The organism is Pseudomonas sp. zbq_18 (genome assembly GCF_043102245.1).
In the GTDB taxonomy this organism is placed as follows: domain Bacteria; phylum Pseudomonadota; class Gammaproteobacteria; order Pseudomonadales; family Pseudomonadaceae; genus Aquipseudomonas.
In genome coordinates, this window is the sequence record NZ_JBICIT010000022.1 from 88,927 (window position 1) to 105,167 (window position 16,241).

Below are 16,241 nucleotides of genomic sequence, written 5' to 3' on the forward strand. Positions count from 1 at the left end.
GGCATCGGCGTTTTGCCCAAGATGCCCGTTTTGCGCCTGGAAACCGCCGTGACCACTCTCCTGCAAGCCCTCTGGCCCCTGTTCGCCCTGATCATTGCCGGCTATGCCCTGCGCCGCTGGCAGTTTCCCGGCGAAGCCTTCTGGCCCGAGGCCGAGCGCCTCAACTACTTCATCCTGTTTCCCGCCCTGCTGTTCAGCAGCCTGGCCAGCGCGCCGCTGGATAACCCGGCGCTGCCGCAACTGGCGCTGGCCGTATTCTGCGCCCTCGGTGCCAGCTGGCTCGGCCTGCTCATCGTGCGGCGCCTGCGCGGCTGGCCGGCGGCGCGTTTCGGCGCCTTCAGCCAGGGCATCCTGCGCTTCAACACCTACCTGGGCCTGGCCGCCATCGGCAGCCTGCATGGCCAGCCCGGCCTGGTGCTGGCCGCCCTGCTGCTGGCGCTGATGGTGCCGACGGTGAACGTGCTGTCGGTCTGGTCGCTGTCGGCCGATCGCGGCGTCAGCGCCCGCAGCCTGCTGCTGCCGGTGCTGAAGAACCCGCTGATCCTCGCCTGCCTGGCCGGCATCCTGGTCAACCTAAGCGGCCTTGGCCTGCCGGGTGGCAGCGACCGTCTGCTCGGCCTGCTGGCCGCCGCCAGCCTGCCGCTCGGCCTGCTCTGCGTCGGTGCCGCGCTGCGCCCACAGGAGCTGCGCGGTGAAAAGGCCGCGCTGACCTGGAACTGCACCCTGCGCCTGCTGGCCATGCCCGCCCTGGCCTTCGCCGTCGCCCGCCTGCTGCAGCTGCCACCGCTGGAAAGCAGCGTGCTGATCCTGTTCTTCGCCCTGCCCACTGCTCCCACTGCCTATGTACTGACCCGCCAGCTCGGTGGCGACAGCCATCTGATGGCCGGGATCATCACCCTGCAGACCCTGCTGGCCGCCGCCAGCCTGCCGCTGGTGATGAGCCTGCTGAGCCCGTGAGCAGGCCGATCTGACGCCGGTCGGTTTCGACGTTTTTTTCACAAAACAGGCGCTAGAATCGCGCGCCGCTCTCGGCGCTTGCCACCTCACACCAAGGAATCCCTATGGAATGGCTGACCAACCCGGAAATCTGGGTTGCCTTTCTGACCCTGACTGCCCTGGAAATCGTCCTCGGCATCGACAACATCATCATGATCGCCATCCTGGTCGGGCGCATGCCGCCACACCTGCAGGCGCGTACCCGCATGTTCGGCCTGGCCCTGGCGATGATCACCCGCATCCTGCTGCTGCTGTCGATCACCTGGATCATGCGCCTGACCAATGACCTGTTCGAAATGTTCGGCCAGGGCATCTCCGGGCGTGACCTGATTCTGTTCTTCGGCGGCCTGTTCCTGCTGTGGAAGAGCACCACCGAGATGTACCACAGCCTGGAAGGCGAGGACGAAACCGAGCAAACGCCGGGCAACACCGCCGCGCGCAACTTCATCGGCACCATCATCCAGATCGCCATCATCGATATCGTCTTCAGCCTCGACTCGGTCATCACCGCCGTCGGCATGGTCGACCAGGTACCGGTCATGGTCGCCGCGATCATCGTCGCCGTGCTGGTGATGATGCTGGCCGCCGGCACCATCAGCGACTTCATCGACAAGCACCCGTCGCTGAAGATGCTGGCCCTGGCCTTCCTGGTGGTGGTCGGCACCGTGCTCATCGCCGAAGCCTTCGAAGTACACGTACCGAAGGGCTACGTCTACTTCGCCATGGCCTTCTCCCTCGGCGTGGAAGCCCTGAACATCCGCATGCGTATCGCCCGCGGCCGCAAGGAAGACCCGGTCAAGCTGCGCAAGGATATTCCGGGCGAATAAGCCGAAACGCGCGCAAAAGAAAACGGGGCCAAATGGCCCCGTTTTTCATTCCCTACTCCGAAGTAGCCCGGACTGTAGCCCGGACTTCAGTCCGGGAATCCGCCAACTTCCACCTCGGATCCCCCCGCCCAATCCGCCGCCAACCACCCTGCCCGCACATAGCGATGGAAGCTCGACCAGGGCCAGTCCACTACCCGCTGCACCAACCCATGCTTGAGCGGATTGAGGTGGATGTAATCGACATGCGCGGCAAAATCGCGCTCATCGCGCAGAACATGTTCCCAATAGCGCAGCTGCCAGATGCCGGCCTCGCGCCGGCCGTTCGGCCTTATCGATAGGCCACGCTCGCGCAGCCCTTTGACGAACAACACCTTGAGCGAAGCGATGCGGGCAGCGTAATCCTCATCGCCTTCCGGCAAGCTCATGATCAGGTGCAAGTGCTCGGGCAAAATGACTGCGGCATCTATCACGCAAGGCCGGTTCCGGCGCATCTGGCGGAAGCACTCGCGCAGCAGGTCGATATGTCGCGTGAGCAGGTCCTGGCGCCGATCCGCGAGGGTCAAGGTGAAGAAATAGCTGGCGCCCGCTACCCGGGCGCGCCTGTAGAGCACCATTGGCTGAACCTCCTTGTTCGGCCTTACCTCCATCCCCGGACTGAAGTCCGGGCTACCCATTCACACGCCGCAGCCCGGACTGTAGCCCGGACTTCAGTCCGGGAGAGAGGGCATCGTCAAAACAGACTGAGCTGATCCGTTGCTGTCACTGCTGCCGGTGGCTGTGACCGCTCGCACGACCCCGCCCCCAAACGTTCGGCCAACCCCGCCGCGCGTTCGGCCTTGGTATTCACCGCCTCGGCCAGGCGCGCCGGCAGGCCCCAGATTTCCACTTTCTGTTTGGCGCGAGTGATACCGGTGTAGAACAGCGCGCGGGTCAGCAGCGGGCTGGGGCTTTCCGGCAGGGCCAGCAGCACTTCGGCGAACTCCGAGCCCTGGCTCTTGTGCACGGTCATGGCGAAGGCGCTATCGTGGCTGGGCAGGCGCGCCGGAGCAAAGGCGCGGAAGCCTTTCTCGCCCGAGCCCTCGCCCTCAAAAAAGACACGCAGGCCATGCTCGGAGGCGAGGCAGATGCCGATATCGCCGTTGAACAGCCCCAAGGCGTAATCGTTCTGCCGCACCATCACCGCGCGGCCGGGATACCAGCGCTCGCGCTCGGGCAACGAATAGCGGCGTTTGATCCGCGCTTCCAGCGCCTCGTTGATACCGGCAACACCCCAGGGGCCTTCGCGCTGGGCAGTGAGCGCGCGGAAGGCGTTGAAGGCGGCGAAGGCTTCGCTTGGATCGCCTTTGCGGGCGGCCTTGAGATAGGGCGCATAACCCTGCTCCAGGCGCTCCAGCAGCGCGGCCTGGGTCGGCCCGGCCTGCCAGGCCAGATCCGCGCGGTTCTCGCGCAACAGATTGAGCGTGCCGGCGGAGTCGCCAGCGTTACTCCGTCGCGCCAACTCGCCGATGCCGCTGTCACCGGCGAAACGATGACTGTGAGTCAACAGCACCACGGCATCACCCAGCGCCGAGCGTGGCGCTTCGACCGGCACCGCCTGCCCGGTGATGCGTTGCAGCTCGGCGGCCGCTTCAGCATCGAAGCCACGCCCCTCACACAACTCGGCGAACACCGCGCCGGCCTCCACGGCGGCCAGCTGGTCCTTGTCGCCGAGCAGGATCAGCCGCGCGCCAGGTGGCAGGGCGTCGACCAACTTGGCCATCAGCGCCAGGTCGACCATCGACGCCTCGTCCACCACCAGCACATCCAGCGCCAGCGGCCGCGCCGCATCGTGGCGCACCGCAGGGCTGTCGCCACGGCTGCCGAGCAGGCGGTGCAGGGTGCGCGCCTCTTCGGGCAGCAGCGCCTTGAGTTCGTCGGCCAGCGGCAGGCTGGCCTTGGCATTGCGAATGGCCTCTGCCATGCGCGCCGCCGCCTTGCCGGTCGGTGCGGCCAGGCCGATGGCCAGCCTGTCACCACCCGGTTGCTCCAAGAGCGCGGCGAGCAGGCGCACCACGGTAGTGGTCTTGCCGGTGCCGGGGCCGCCGGAGATCACCGCCAGACGCCGGCGTACCGCCTGCGCGGCAGCCAGGCGCTGCCAGTCCGGTTGCTGTTGGTTGAAGGCGAACAGGCGCGCCAGGCTCTCGCTCAGCACGGCCTCATCCACCGCCGGACGCTCGGCGGACATGGCCAGCAGGCGCTCGGCCAGGTGCTGTTCGTAGGCCTGGTAACGGGCCAGGTACAGGCGCTCGCCTTCGACAATCAGCGGAGCAAAGTCACCCGGTGCGCCAACCAGGGTGGAGGCGTGCAGCAGGTCATGCAGCTCGACCAAAGGCGGCAGGGCGAAATCGAATTCCGGCCAGGGCCTACGCCCCGCCACACGCGTCAGCGGCAGGCACACATCGCCCGCAGCCAGGGCCTCGCTGCACAGGGCCGCACAGGCCAGCACGGCCTCATCGGCCAAGGCGTCTAGGCGCTGCAGGCTGGCCAGCAGGGCGCGCTCCAGCGGGCCGAGGGGCAAATCGGAAAAAATCATGCGACCTCCAGACCAGGAAGCCATTGTGGATGTGGCTGGGCGGCACACCGCTTCAGCCGAGAAAGTAGCCTCATCGCGGCTAAAGCCGCTCCCACAGGAGCTCCTGCGTCATAGCCGGAAGCGCTGTAGGAGGGGGCTTGCCCGCGACACTCTGGGATTGCCTGAGTCGCGGCCAAGGCCCCTCCTACGGGGTTGTTGCCAACCATGCAGCCCATCAGTGGCCCTCCGCAAACAGCCGATCCAGCGCATCCAGCAACGCATCGGACGGCCGGGCGAAGTACACCCCGGCCGCCGGCATGCCGCGCAGGAACAGGTACCAGGCGCCGCCCAGCTGTTCGTCGGCAAAATCGGCCAGGCGCGTACGCAGGAAGCGGCGCAGCGCCACCAGGTAGATCAGGTACTGCAAGTGGTAGTGCTCGGCGGCGATGGCCTGCTCCAGGCGCTCGGCGCCGTAGTGCGCGGCGGTCGGGCCGAGCCAGTTGGACTTGTAGTCGAGGATGTACCAGCGCCCGGCGTGCTCGAAGGTCAGGTCGATAAAGCCCTTGAGGAAGCCTTTCAGCTCATCGAACTGCAGGCGCTCGGCGGCCTGGCGCATGGCTGGCGGCAAGCCGTAAGCCGGGTCGGCGAGCAGCTCGCGCAGGCGCTGCACATCCAGGCGTTCGACCGGAAAGGTGAAGCCCAGCTCGGGGAGCCGGCGACTGGCCTGCAGCGCCGACAGACGCAGGCCGTGGCCGTCCAGGTCAGTATCCAGCACCGCCTGCAGCTGGGCGGTGGCGATCTCGCTCCACAGCTCGGCGTCGATACCGTGCGCCTGCAACGCTGCCGGCACCAGCTGCGCCAGCTCGCCCTTGCCGCGCATCCAGTCTTCGAGGATGGCGTGCAGGCAGGTGCCGGCACGGGCGCCACGGGGGAAGGCAAAGAAGCCAGCGCCCGGCTCGCTGGCATCGACCAGGGCCAGGCTGTCGCGATCCGGCGCCTCCATGTGCATGCCGGCGGCCAGGCCGGAGAAGCTGCCGATGCGCCAGGCGCTGTGCAGGCTGCGGGTGAATGGCTGCAGCGCTTGCGGCGACTCGGCGCGGCCTTCAGCGGCGGCGCTGGCCTCCTGTGCCAGTGGCGCCAGACGGGCGATCAGCCCATCGCTGGCAGCCGCCAGCTGATCCAACTCGGTCGCCAGCGCCGGGCCTTCGCGATTCGCCAGGTACTGCGCCAGCTCAGCCAGGGCATCCTCACCGGGCAGTTCGCGACCGTGCAGCAGCCAGGCCAGGGCGCTGCTGTGCAGGCCCTCGTCGGGCAGCGAACCGTCCTTCTTCGGCTTGGGCAGGGCAGCCGGCCCCCAGTGCAGCCAGAGGCGATCGCGGGCGCGGGTCAGGGCCACATAGGTCAGGCGCAGCTTCTCGGCGAAACTCTCGCGCCGCGCCGCCTGCAGGCGCTCGTCCAAACGCGCGCTGCCGAGGTCGAGCAGCGGCTGGCCCTGTTCGTCGTGACAGCGTGCTGAGTCGGTGTGCTGGCCGAGCAGGCGGCCGTCCCACAGAAAGGGGCAGAACACCAGCGGGTATTCCAGGCCCTTGGAGGTGTGGATGGTGACGATCTGCACCCGCTCGGCATCGCTCTCCAGGCGCAGCAACGCGTCCTCGCCGGCGCCCTCGCTACCGCGCTGGGCGGCGAACCAGGCCAGCAGCGGCTCCAGCCCCGGGCGTTGCAGGCTCTCGGCCTGCAGCAGCTCACCCAGGTGCAGCAGGTTGGTCAGCCGCCGCTCGCCGTCGATGCCGGCCAGCAGCCGCTCGGCCACCCGCTCCTGATCCAGCCAGGCGCGGAACACGCGCATGAAGCCCTGCTGCTGCCACAGCTGATGGTACTGCTCGGCGGCGGCGCGCTCGCGGTCCCATTCCTGCTCGACTTCCTGGCAGCGGGCGATCTGCGCCGCGTCGCGGCCGAGCAAACGGGTGGCCAGGGCATAGCGCAGCACGCCCTCGCGGCCCGGCTCGGCATAGGCGGCCAACACCGCCGCCAGCTCGGCGGCCTCCTCGCTGTGCCAGACGCTGTCGCGGCCACGGCGCACGCTGGGCACGCCACGCACGGCTAGTTCGGCGGCGACGCTGGCGGCCTCGCGGTGGTTGCTGACCAGCACCGCAATATCACCGCCCTTAAGCGGCGTTATCTCGCCATCGTCTTCGAAATAGGCTTCTCCACTGGCACTGGCCGCCAGCAGCCCGGCGATCCGCCGAGCCGTATCCAGCGCCGCCAATTCACCGGCCGTGGCCTTGTTCAGGCTCTCGTCGCCCAGCCAGACCAGGCCCAGCGGCGCCGTGCCGTCCTGCTCGGGCAGCACCAGCGTGGCGCGCGACTTCTTGCCGGCGCTGACCGGCGGGTAGACCAGGCCCTCTTCGGCAAAGGGCTGCGGCCGATCGAACAGCTGGTTCAGCGCGGCGATCAGCTCGGGCGTGGAGCGGTAGTTGAACGGCAGATTGTACTGCCGCTCGGCGTCGTCGCGGGCCTGCAGGTAGGTGGCCAGGTCGGCGCCGCGAAACGCATAGATGGCCTGCTTGGGATCGCCAACGAAACAGAGGTCGCCGCCATCGCGGTACACACGATCGAAGATCGCGTACTGGATCGGGTCGGTGTCCTGGAATTCGTCGATCAGCGCCAGCGGGTACTGCTCGCGCAGGCGCGCGGCCAAGTCGTCGCCCGCCGCACTGAGCAGTGCCTCATTCAGGTTGTTGAGCAGGTCGTCGAAGGCCAGCAGGCGCTGCGCGGCCTTGCGCCGGGGCAACTCGACGTTGAGGCGGTCGAGCAGTTCGACCTGCAGGGCGATCAGCTTCTGCCGGCCAGCCGGCAGAGCGCTTTCCAGTGCTGAACTCAGGGCGTCCAGTGCCTCGGCTACGGCGCTTTGCGGCGCCTCGAAATTCTTCTTGGTGGCCTTGAGCAGCGCCGCCGCCCCCAGTTTGGCCAGGCCTTCCGGTGCCTCGAACAGCGCCGCCGGGTCGGCGAAGTAGGCGTCCAGCTCGGCCGACCACAGCGGCAGCTTGGCCGTCTTGTGCGTGCTCTGGCTGAGGCCGCCGTGCTCGCGCAGCACCTCGACCCAGGCATAGCCTTCGGCCTGCCACAGCGCGGCGGCGCATTGCCAGGCGGCGCTGGCCGCATCCAGCTCGTCTTCGCCGGCGGGCTCGCGCGGTTCTACTTGTAGATAGGGTTTACCCAGATGGCTGCGCAGGGCCTGGCGCAGGGTCGCCGGGGTGATGCGCTGCTTGGCCAGGAAGCGCGCCCAGGCCGGGTCGGCGTCGGCCAGCACATGACGCCAGGCGTCGCCGAGCAGGGCGTCGAGTACTTCGCGGTCGTCCTGAGTCAGCTCGGCGTCGAAATCACCGCCAGCCTCGAAGGCCGAGTCCTGCAGGGCGCGCTGGCAGAAACCGTGGATGGTGAAGATCGCCGCCTCGTCGAAGCCATGTACGGCCAGCAGCAGACGCCGCCGTGCCGCCTCGCCGGGATAGCGGCGGTGCAGCTCGTTGAGAAAGGCATCGCCGCTGACGCCACCCTCGTACAGCGCCAGCAGTTCGGCCAGGCGCGCACGGATACGCTCGCGCAGCTCGGCGGTGGCTGCCGTGGTGTAGGTGACCACCAGGATCTGCCCGACCGACAGTTCGCGCTCCAGCAGCAGGCGCGCGTACAGCGCGGTGAGGGTCCAGGTCTTGCCGGTGCCGGCGCTGGCTTCGATCAGCGAGCGGCCGGCGAAGGGCGAGTCGTGCAGATTCAGGTCGCTCATTCGCCCTCATCCTCATTGCTGGCCAGGGCCTTGAGCGCCGGGCCGAGCAGCTCTTCGGCCAGGGCCTCGAAGCGCGCGTCGAGCGGCTCGCGCTCGCGGAAGGCCAGCGCGTACCAGGGGTCCTGGCACTCGCCGGGCAAGGGGCTGAACTCGGCGCCCTGCCAGGCAGCCAGGGCCTTGTCGCGGGCGGCGTCGATGGGCTGCTTGCGGCTCTTGGCGCTGGGCGTGACCAGCGCCTTGGAGAACTCATAGCTGCTGCGGGTGATAAAGGGCAGCGGTTCGCACAGCGCCTCGCGGTAGGCGGCCAGCCAGGGTTCCAGCAACGCCCGGGCGTCGCTCAGCGGGCCGAGCTGCCAGTCGCCGGCCGGCGATACCAGCAGGCTTTCGCGGGCGATGCCCGAGTCAGCGGCGACGTTGAGCAGCAGGTGGCGCAGCCAGAAACCGGCCAGGTCGCGGGCATCCGGCGCGCGCAGGCGCCAGTCGAACAGGCCGCAGGAAGTCACCCCATCCAGCCAGCCGTGCAGGCGCACACCGGCCAGTTCGATATCCACCAGCAGCGGTTGCGGCGCTTCCTCAGGGCGCGCCTCGAACAGGCGCGGTGCGAAGGCGCGTACCGGGCCGCGCTGCTTGCCCCACAGCGCCAGGCCCAGTTCGCCGGGCGGCAGCCAGCCGGCGGCGCGGGCCACGCGGCGTTCCTGCTCATCGCTCCAGCCACGCTCGACCGCCTGCAGGGCCAGCTGGCGCAAGCCCTGGTAGGAAGAGCGCTCCAGGCTGAAGGGTTCGTCGGCGGCAATACCTTCCTCGGCATCAGCCAGGCGCAGCCCCAGGCGCTGCTCCAGCAGGAAGCGCGCCGGGTGGCGGAAGCAGTAGAGCAACTGGCTGGGCTCGATGGTCAGCGGATCGCCGCCAGGCCCATCTTCGTTGGGTTCCGGCAGGCGCTGGATAAAGGCCGGCGCTTCACTCGGCGCGGAGGCCAGGCGCTGGGCGGCGCGGAACCAGCTGGCGGCGTAGCCTCGCCGCGCGCCGGCCTGCTCGAAGTTACCGGGGGCGAAGGGCTGTAGCGGGTGGTCGATGGTGATCTGGCCGCTGGCCTGCTTTTGTGGGATCGGCTGGGCGGCATCCCGCTTCAGCCGCGATTCAGCTGCCTCAGAAGCATCGCGGCTAAAGCCGCTCCCACAAGGGGGGATTACCACCGCAGTGAGATCCACTGCTTCCAGCAACTCGCTGACCAGCACCGAGGGCGGCAGCTCGGCGTTGTCGCGCGGGTCGCGGCCGACGTAGCTGAGGTACAGGCCGTCGCGGGCGCTGAGCAGGGTTTCCAAGAACAAGTAGCGGTCGTCCAGGCGCCGGGCGCGGTCACCACGGCGCGGGCGCTTGGCGATCAGGTCGAAGCCGGCGGCCGGGGTGCGTCGTGGCAGGGCGCCGTCATCCAGGCCGAGCAGGCAGACGTGGCGGAACGGCAGGCTGCGCATCGGCACCATGGTGCAGAAGGTCACTGCACCGGTGAGAAAGCCCGAGGCGCCGCTGCCGCTGTCCAGCGCCGCACCGAGCTGCTGGCGCACCAGCGCCAGTTCCACCGGGCGGGCGATGCCGGCGTCCGTGGCCTGGCGGCCCAGTGCCGCGCAAGCCTGACTCAGCAGCAACAGAGTGTCGCCGGCCTCGCGCTCGTCGAACAACGCATCGATCAGACCCTGCAGGTCCAGCGCCCAGTCGGCCAGCGGGCGGGCGCGCTGCAGGCGCTCGGCCAGACTGGCCAGCAGCTCGACGAAGGCACACAGGCGCCCGAGCAGCTGCGCGCGCGCACCTTCCAGAGCATCCAGTGGCCAGCTGTCACCGAGCAGGGGCAGGCCGGCGCCGGCCAATTGCGGCGGCGCGGCGAAGCCCAGCAGCAGGCGGTCCAGGCCCTGGCGCCAGGTGAAGGCCTCGTCGGCCGGCAAATCGAGCGCCGCCCGATGACCGCCGTCGCGGCCCCAGCGCACGCCAGCCTGGCGCAGCCAGTCGCGCAGCAGCGGCAGGTCCTCGGGCTCGATGCCGGCGCGGCGGGCGATGGCCGGCTGCTCCAGCCAGGCGAGGATTTCCTCGGCGGCGAAACGGCTCTCCGGCAGGCTGAGCAGGCCGAGGAAGGCTTCGATCAGTGGCGTTTCGGCGCGCAGGCTGCGGTCGGCCAGGCTGTAGGGCACATAGGGCGCACCCTCGCGACGGGCGAACACGGCTTCGATATAGGGCGCGTAGCGCTCGATATCCGGGGTCAGCACCACCACCTGATCCGGGCTCAGGCTCGGGTCGGCGGCAAAGCGCGCCAGCAGCTGGTCATGCAGAATTTCCACCTCGCGCAGCGGCGAGTGGGCGATGTGCAGCTCCAGCGAGCGGTCGTCGGCGCGCAGCGCCAGGCGCTCATCGGGCGTACGGGTGCGCAGGCGCAGGATATCGTTCTGCAGCGCATGCAGCAGACTGTCGTCGGCCAGTTCGTTGTCCTGCGGGTAGATGCCGTGCTCCTCGGCGATCTGCCCGAGCAGGCTGTCGAAAAAGTCGCGACCCTGCTTGCCCAGGCTGGCCAGCAGCGGGTGGCCGACGTCGAGATACCAGTCATCCGGGCTGACCTCGGACTGCGCCAGCTCGCGCACGTCACGGATCTCGCCCCAGGCCTCGCGACAGGGGTTGAGCGCGAAGATCACCACGTCCGTATGCCGCGCCAGTCCTTCCAGCACGCGCAGGTGGTGTGGCGGCAGCGAGCTGATGCCGAACACCAGCAGGCGCTCGGGTAAATCGGCAATCGGCGCCGGGTCATGCAGCCGCGCCAACAGCTCGCCAAGCAGGCGCGCGCGGTGCGGGTGGCCGTCCTTGGTCAGCTCGGCCCAGAGCAGCGCCTGCCAGGCTTCGTCGGGCCCCAGGTCACACAGCTCACCGCGCTCCCATGCGGCCAGCCAGTCGTCGCGGTAGAGCAGGTACTGGTCGAACACGTCGGCGATCTTCGCCGCCAGGGCCAGGCGGCGGCGTTCGTCGCCGCCTTGCAGGTAACGTTCGAGGCGCTCGGCGCGGGCCAGGTTGGCCGGCTCGCACAGCCAGTCGTACAGGCGCCAGGTCATGGCCTGCGGGTTGAACGCCGACTGCTCCGGCAGGGCGCCGAGCACCTGGCGCGCCAGGCCCCAGACGAAACTGGACGGCAACTGCACCTCCAGGTGCATGGCGATGCCCTGCTCGCGCGCCAGCTGCAGGGTCAGCCAGCGGCCGATACCCTGGCTCGGCACCACGATCCGCGCCGGCGCCAGCACATCCGCCTGCGGCTGGGCGAGCAGGCGGCAGGCGAGAGCGCCGAGGGTTTCCAGGTCGGGGGCGTGGTACAGGCTGAGCATGGGCGGGCATCCGTTCGATGGGCGCTAGGGTAGCAGCCTGCCGGAGCGACGCGACAGCTCATGACGCATAGCCGCCACAGACAACGTGGCTGGCGCCGACGCCCAACAGCGACCAAGCTGAATAACAACGGCACCGGGAACGGTGCCCATGAACAACGAGCGAGCCCCGATCGCGTTCAGGAGGCTGCGCCATGCTGACCTTGCTCAATTTGCTGTCCGCCATCGCCCTGCTGGTGTGGGGCACCCATATCGTCCGTACCGGCATCCTGCGGGTGTACGGCTCGCAGCTGCGGCGCATCCTCAGCCACAGTGTACGCAAACGGCCGCAAGCCTTCGCCGCCGGCATCGGCGTCACCGCCCTGGTGCAAAGCAGCAACGCCACCGCCCTGCTGGTGACCTCCTTCGTCGCCCAGGGCCTGATGGCACTGCCGCCGGCGCTGGCGATCATGCTCGGCGCCGATGTCGGCACGGCGTTGATGGCGCGGGTGCTGACCTTCGACCTGTCGTGGCTGTCGCCGTTGCTGATCTTCGCCGGGGTGATTCTGTTTCTCTCGCGCAAGCAGACCCGTGCCGGGCAGATCGGCCGGGTGGCCATCGGCCTCGGCCTGCTGATCCTCGCCCTGCAGCTGATCGTCGAGGCAGCGCGGCCGATCGCCGAATCCAACAGCATCGAGGCGCTGTTCGCCTCGCTGACCGGCGACCTGCTGCTCGACGCTCTGGTCGGTGCGCTGTTCGCCATCGTCACCTACTCCAGCCTGGCCGCCGTGCTGCTCACCGCGACCCTGGCCGGCAGCAGCATGATCAGCCTGCCGGTGGCCATCGGCCTGGTGATCGGTGCCAACATCGGCAGCGGCATCCTGGCCCTGCTGAGCAGCGGCATGCAGTCCGCCGCCGGGCGCCAGGTCGCCCTCGGCAGCCTGTTGTACAAGCTGCTCGGTCTGCTCCTGGTGTTGCCGCTGATGCAACCACTGGTGGACTGGATGGCCAGCCTGAAGCTGGACGCCGCCACCCTGGTGATCGTCTTCCACCTGGCCTACAACAGCCTGCGCTGCCTGCTGTTGCTACCCACGGTGAACTGGATGGCACGCCTGTGCCGCCTGCTGCTACCCGAACGGCCGCGCGAGGACAGTGCGGCCCAGCCGCGCCATCTGGACCGCACCGCCCTGGGCACGCCGAGCCTGGCCCTGGCCAACGCGGTGCGCGAGACCCTGCGCATCGGCGATATCGTCGAGCGCATGCTGCAACAGCTGCTAGCGGTGCTGCGCGAGGGCTCGTCCGAGGCCCTGCAGCAGATACACAACCTCGACGACGACCTCGACACCCTGCACAGCGCCCTCAAGCTGTACCTGGCCCAGATGCCGCGTGACGACCTGCCGCTGCACGACAGCCGGCGCTGGGCAGAAATCATCGAGCTGGCGGTCAACCTGCAGCATGCCGGCGACCTGATCGAGCGCATGGCCAGCCGCCTGGGCAGCCACAAACGCGAGCGCCTGAGTTTTTCCGACAGCGGCCTGGAAGAGCTGGTCGCCTTGCACGGCCTGCTGCTGGCCAACCTGCGTCTGGGCCTCAACGTGTTTCTCGGCGGCAATCGCGACAACGCCCGTCGCCTGCTGGAAGAAAAACACCGCTTCCGCCGCGAGGAGCGCAAGCTGGCCCACGCCCATGTCGGCCGCCTGGGCCAACAGGTGGTGCAGAGCATCGAGACCAGCGACCTGCACCTGCAGCTGATCGCCGACATGAAGCGCCTCAACACGCTGTTCTGCAGCAGCGCCTATGCCCTGCTCGACGAAAATGCCGGTGGTGCTCAACAGGCAGCCAGCGCAGGGGCCGATAGCGCTGCCGCTGACCAGGAAGGCACCACAGCCACCCGCCACTGAGGTGGCCGCTGCACGTCGGGCGGCGGTTGACCCATCGGGCGCACATGCGATCATGCGCGCCCGTCTCAGCAGCGCCTCGCCTCATGCCCCACTGGAAACCCCACCTGCTGCGCCTGATCGCCCTGCTGCAACGCTACCCGGGCCTGGTCGCCCTGTTCGGCTTCTGCTCCGGCGTGGCCAGCTTCATTCTGGTGGATCGCCAGGCTGGCGTCGGCCAGGTGATCGCCGTGCTGATGCTGCTGAGCTGGGTGGTGCTGCTGCTCGAAGGTTTGCTGACCCGCGGCGCGGCCCGCTGGCTGGGCCTGGAAGTGCCACCCGTGCTGGTGCGCTACCTGACCCAGATGATTCACCAGGAAAGTCTGTTCTTTGCCCTGCCCTTCTTCTTCCTCACCACCGCCTGGAACAGTGGCCAGGCGCTGGTCACCGGCCTGCTTGGCGCCGCCGCCCTGCTGGCGATCATCGACCCGCTGTATTACCGCTGGCTGGCCAAGCGCCGCTGGCTGTACCTGAGCTATCACGTGCTGGCGCTGTTCGCCGTGCTGCTGGTGGCGCTGCCGTTGATCGTCCACCTGACCACCGCCGAGAGTTATCGGTTGGCCCTTGTCATCGCCTTGCTGCTGGCCGCGCCCAGCCTGATCGGCAGCCTGCGCATGCAGCGCTGGTGGCGCTGGCCACTGCTGGCCGGCCTGTTGCTGACGCTCGGCGGCGGCGCCTGGCTGGCCCGCCCCTGGGTGCCGCCGGCGACCCTGTGGCTGAGCGAGGTAGCGGTCACCAATCAGCTACAGGCGCGCAGCCCCGGGCGCAGCCTGCAGACGGTGACCAGCCGCCAGCTGCGCGATGTCGGCCTGTACGCCTACACCGCGATCAGCGCGCCACGCGGGCTGAACGAGCGCATCTACCACGTCTGGCGCCACGATGGCCGCGAGGTGGATCGCATCGCTCTGGATATCCACGGCGGACGCAAGGCCGGCTACCGCGCCTGGACGCACAAGCGCAACTTTCCCGCCGACGCCCTGGGCCGCTGGCAGGTACAGGTGGTGACCGAGAATGGCCAGCAGATTGGCGTGCTGCGCTTTGTGGTGACGGAGTAGCCGGGCAGGTCGGTGGGAGCGGCTTCAGCCGCGATGCATTTCTCGACCAGCCCCAATCGTGGCTAAAGCCACTCCCACAGAGCCGGGCCTGCCGCGGCCAAGGCGGAGTGCCACCCGGCAGCGCCTACAGGAGCACCCTGCTCACAACCGAAAGCGCTGCACCATGCCGTTCAGGTCACTGGCCAGGCGCGCCAGCTGGTCGCTGGCCACCGACGTCTCGTGGGCGCCGGTGGCGTTCTGTTCGGCGATATCGCGGATGGCCACCAGGTTGCGGTCCACTTCCCGCGCCACCTGGGCCTGCTCCTCGGCGGCACTGGCGATGACCAGGTTCATCTCGTTGATCTGGCTGATCCGCTCGGCGATGTGCGCCAGCGCGCTGTCTGCCTCGCTGGCCATCTGACTGCTGCGCCCGGCGTATTCGCTGCTCTCGCCCATGGCCTCGACGGATTCCTGACTGGCGCCCTGGATGGCGCTGATCATCCGCTCGATTTCCTGGGTCGAGGTCTGCGTGCGCTGCGCAAGAGCGCGCACCTCATCGGCCACCACCGCGAAACCGCGACCCTGGTCGCCGGCACGGGCCGCCTCGATGGCGGCGTTCAGCGCCAGCAGGTTGGTCTGTTCAGCGATGGTGCGGATCACCTCCAGCACCCGGCCGATGGCGATGGCCTCGTCGGCCAGGCGGCCGATGGTGCCGGAGGTGATTTGCAGGCGCTCGCTGAGCTGTTCAATGGTGCTGCGCGTGCTGCTGACCTGCTGGCGGCCCGCCTCGGCGGTCTGTTCCGCCTCGCGTGAGGAGTCCGAGGTGTGGTTGGCGTTGCGCGCCACCTCGTCCACCGCCGCCGACATTTCGGTGACCGCCGTGGCCGCCATCTGGATCTCGTCGTTCTGCCGGGTGATGCCCTTGGACGACTCCTCGGTGACCGCATGCAGCTGTTCCGCCGCCGAGGCCAGCTGGGTGGCCGCGCCCTGGATGCCCTGCAGCGTCTCGCGCAGGTTTTCCTGCATCTGGCGCAGCGACGTCTGTACTTCGGTGATCTCGTCCCGCCCGCTGCATTGCACCGGCTGGCTGAGGTCGCCGGCGGCGTTGCGCGCCACCACCGCGCGCAGCTCGGTCAGGCGCAGATTGATGCCGCGACTCATGCTCCAGGCCTGCAGACCACCGCCAAGAATCAGGACCAGCAGCAAGCCACCGACCAGGTACTCGTTGCGCCGTTCCAGGGCAACGCCCTTCCGATACTGGCGCTCGGACTCATGCAGCTGCACTTCGATGAGTTTGCTGAACTGCTCGGACAACGGATCGATATAGGAATACAGATCCTTGCGGGTAAATTCGGCCAGGGCGGCCTTGTCGTTCGAACGCAGAATGGACTTGAGTTGTTGCAAAGGCTCGCGAGCCTCGCTCATCAGCGGCTCGATACGAGCAATGATGCTGCGCTCAGCATCGATCAGCTCGGTCGCCAGATAAGCCTTCCAGACCTCCTGGATCTTGCTCTCGGCCTCCTCGACCTGGCTCGCGGCATCGCTGGGTGCCAAGGCGCCATCCCTGGCCTTGTGGCTGGCATCGACAATGTTGACCGCATACAGATCGGCGATCACCTTGAGATCGCGCAGCGGGACGACCCGGTCCAGATAGACGCTGTTCAGGCCACCTAGCACGCTGCGCATGCCCAGCATGCCAGACAGGCCGATGGCCAGGCTGCCGACCATCATCAGCACGATGAGGGCAAACAGCCTGGTCCGGATGGTTAGATTGTTCATGGTAGGT

The 16,241-nt window shown here is 68.4% G+C and carries 9 protein-coding genes; 4 read left to right on the forward strand and 5 right to left on the reverse strand.

From position 1 onward, the window contains the following. Positions 1-21: 21 nt before the first annotated feature. Together ACF8C6_RS17000 and ACF8C6_RS17005 are read left to right on the forward strand one after the other, a co-directional pair. The gene (locus ACF8C6_RS17000; protein WP_392500359.1) at positions 22-957 is read left to right on the forward strand and encodes an AEC family transporter; all 936 of its coding nucleotides are present in this window, start codon (positions 22-24) and stop codon (positions 955-957) included. Positions 958-1,061: 104 nt separating this feature from the next. Beyond that, entirely contained in the window at positions 1,062-1,823 is a 762-nt protein-coding gene (locus tag ACF8C6_RS17005; protein ID WP_392500360.1) for a TerC family protein, read from the forward strand. 86 nt (positions 1,824-1,909) lie between these two features. Here ACF8C6_RS17005 and ACF8C6_RS17010 read toward each other — a convergent pair whose 3' ends face one another. The 4 genes from ACF8C6_RS17010 to recC all read right to left on the reverse strand — a co-directional run bounded on the left by ACF8C6_RS17010 (position 1,910) and on the right by recC (position 11,508). Continuing rightward, positions 1,910-2,437, reverse strand: a complete 528-nt coding sequence (locus tag ACF8C6_RS17010) for a transposase (protein ID WP_392500361.1) — start codon at positions 2,435-2,437, stop codon at positions 1,910-1,912. A 116-nt stretch (positions 2,438-2,553) separates the two neighbouring features. Continuing rightward, positions 2,554-4,395: an exodeoxyribonuclease V subunit alpha gene (recD, locus tag ACF8C6_RS17015; protein ID WP_392500362.1), complete on the reverse strand. Its 1,842-nt coding sequence runs from the start codon at positions 4,393-4,395 to the stop codon at positions 2,554-2,556. A gap of 214 nt (positions 4,396-4,609) precedes the next feature. After that, positions 4,610-8,155 carry an exodeoxyribonuclease V subunit beta gene (recB, locus tag ACF8C6_RS17020; protein ID WP_392500363.1) on the reverse strand — a complete coding sequence of 1,182 codons (3,546 nt, stop codon included), beginning with the start codon at positions 8,153-8,155 and terminating at the stop codon, positions 4,610-4,612. Beyond that, positions 8,152-11,508: an exodeoxyribonuclease V subunit gamma gene (gene recC, locus ACF8C6_RS17025; protein ID WP_392500364.1), complete on the reverse strand. Its 3,357-nt coding sequence runs from the start codon at positions 11,506-11,508 to the stop codon at positions 8,152-8,154. Before recC ends, recB begins: the two co-directional genes overlap by 4 nt. Before the next feature lie 191 nt (positions 11,509-11,699). Here recC and ACF8C6_RS17030 point away from each other — a divergent pair, with 191 nt between their 5' ends. Together ACF8C6_RS17030 and ACF8C6_RS17035 are read left to right on the forward strand one after the other, a co-directional pair. Next, positions 11,700-13,385 carry a Na/Pi cotransporter family protein gene (locus ACF8C6_RS17030; protein ID WP_392500365.1) on the forward strand — a complete coding sequence of 562 codons (1,686 nt, stop codon included), beginning with the start codon at positions 11,700-11,702 and terminating at the stop codon, positions 13,383-13,385. Positions 13,386-13,468: 83 nt separating this feature from the next. Further along, complete coding sequence (locus tag ACF8C6_RS17035) at positions 13,469-14,476, forward strand: DUF5924 family protein (protein WP_392500366.1); 1,008 nt, start codon at positions 13,469-13,471, stop codon at positions 14,474-14,476. 141 nt (positions 14,477-14,617) lie between these two features. Here ACF8C6_RS17035 and ACF8C6_RS17040 read toward each other — a convergent pair whose 3' ends face one another. After that, positions 14,618-16,234, reverse strand: a complete 1,617-nt coding sequence (locus ACF8C6_RS17040) for a methyl-accepting chemotaxis protein (RefSeq protein WP_392500367.1) — start codon at positions 16,232-16,234, stop codon at positions 14,618-14,620. Positions 16,235-16,241 lie beyond the last annotated feature (7 nt).

Excerpts from the sequence above, each read along its gene's own strand:
- ACF8C6_RS17000 (WP_392500359.1), top strand. The coding sequence starts at position 22 with ATGCCCGTTTTGCGCCTGGAAACCGCCGTGACCACTCTCCTGCAAGCC.
- ACF8C6_RS17005 (WP_392500360.1), top strand. The coding sequence starts at position 1,062 with ATGGAATGGCTGACCAACCCGGAAATCTGGGTTGCCTTTCTGACCCTG.
- ACF8C6_RS17010 (WP_392500361.1), bottom strand. The coding sequence starts at position 2,437 with ATGGTGCTCTACAGGCGCGCCCGGGTAGCGGGCGCCAGCTATTTCTTC.
- recD (WP_392500362.1), bottom strand. The coding sequence starts at position 4,395 with ATGATTTTTTCCGATTTGCCCCTCGGCCCGCTGGAGCGCGCCCTGCTG.
- recB (WP_392500363.1), bottom strand. The coding sequence starts at position 8,155 with ATGAGCGACCTGAATCTGCACGACTCGCCCTTCGCCGGCCGCTCGCTG.
- recC (WP_392500364.1), bottom strand. The coding sequence starts at position 11,508 with ATGCTCAGCCTGTACCACGCCCCCGACCTGGAAACCCTCGGCGCTCTC.
- ACF8C6_RS17030 (WP_392500365.1), top strand. The coding sequence starts at position 11,700 with ATGCTGACCTTGCTCAATTTGCTGTCCGCCATCGCCCTGCTGGTGTGG.
- ACF8C6_RS17035 (WP_392500366.1), top strand. The coding sequence starts at position 13,469 with ATGCCCCACTGGAAACCCCACCTGCTGCGCCTGATCGCCCTGCTGCAA.
- ACF8C6_RS17040 (WP_392500367.1), bottom strand. The coding sequence starts at position 16,234 with ATGAACAATCTAACCATCCGGACCAGGCTGTTTGCCCTCATCGTGCTG.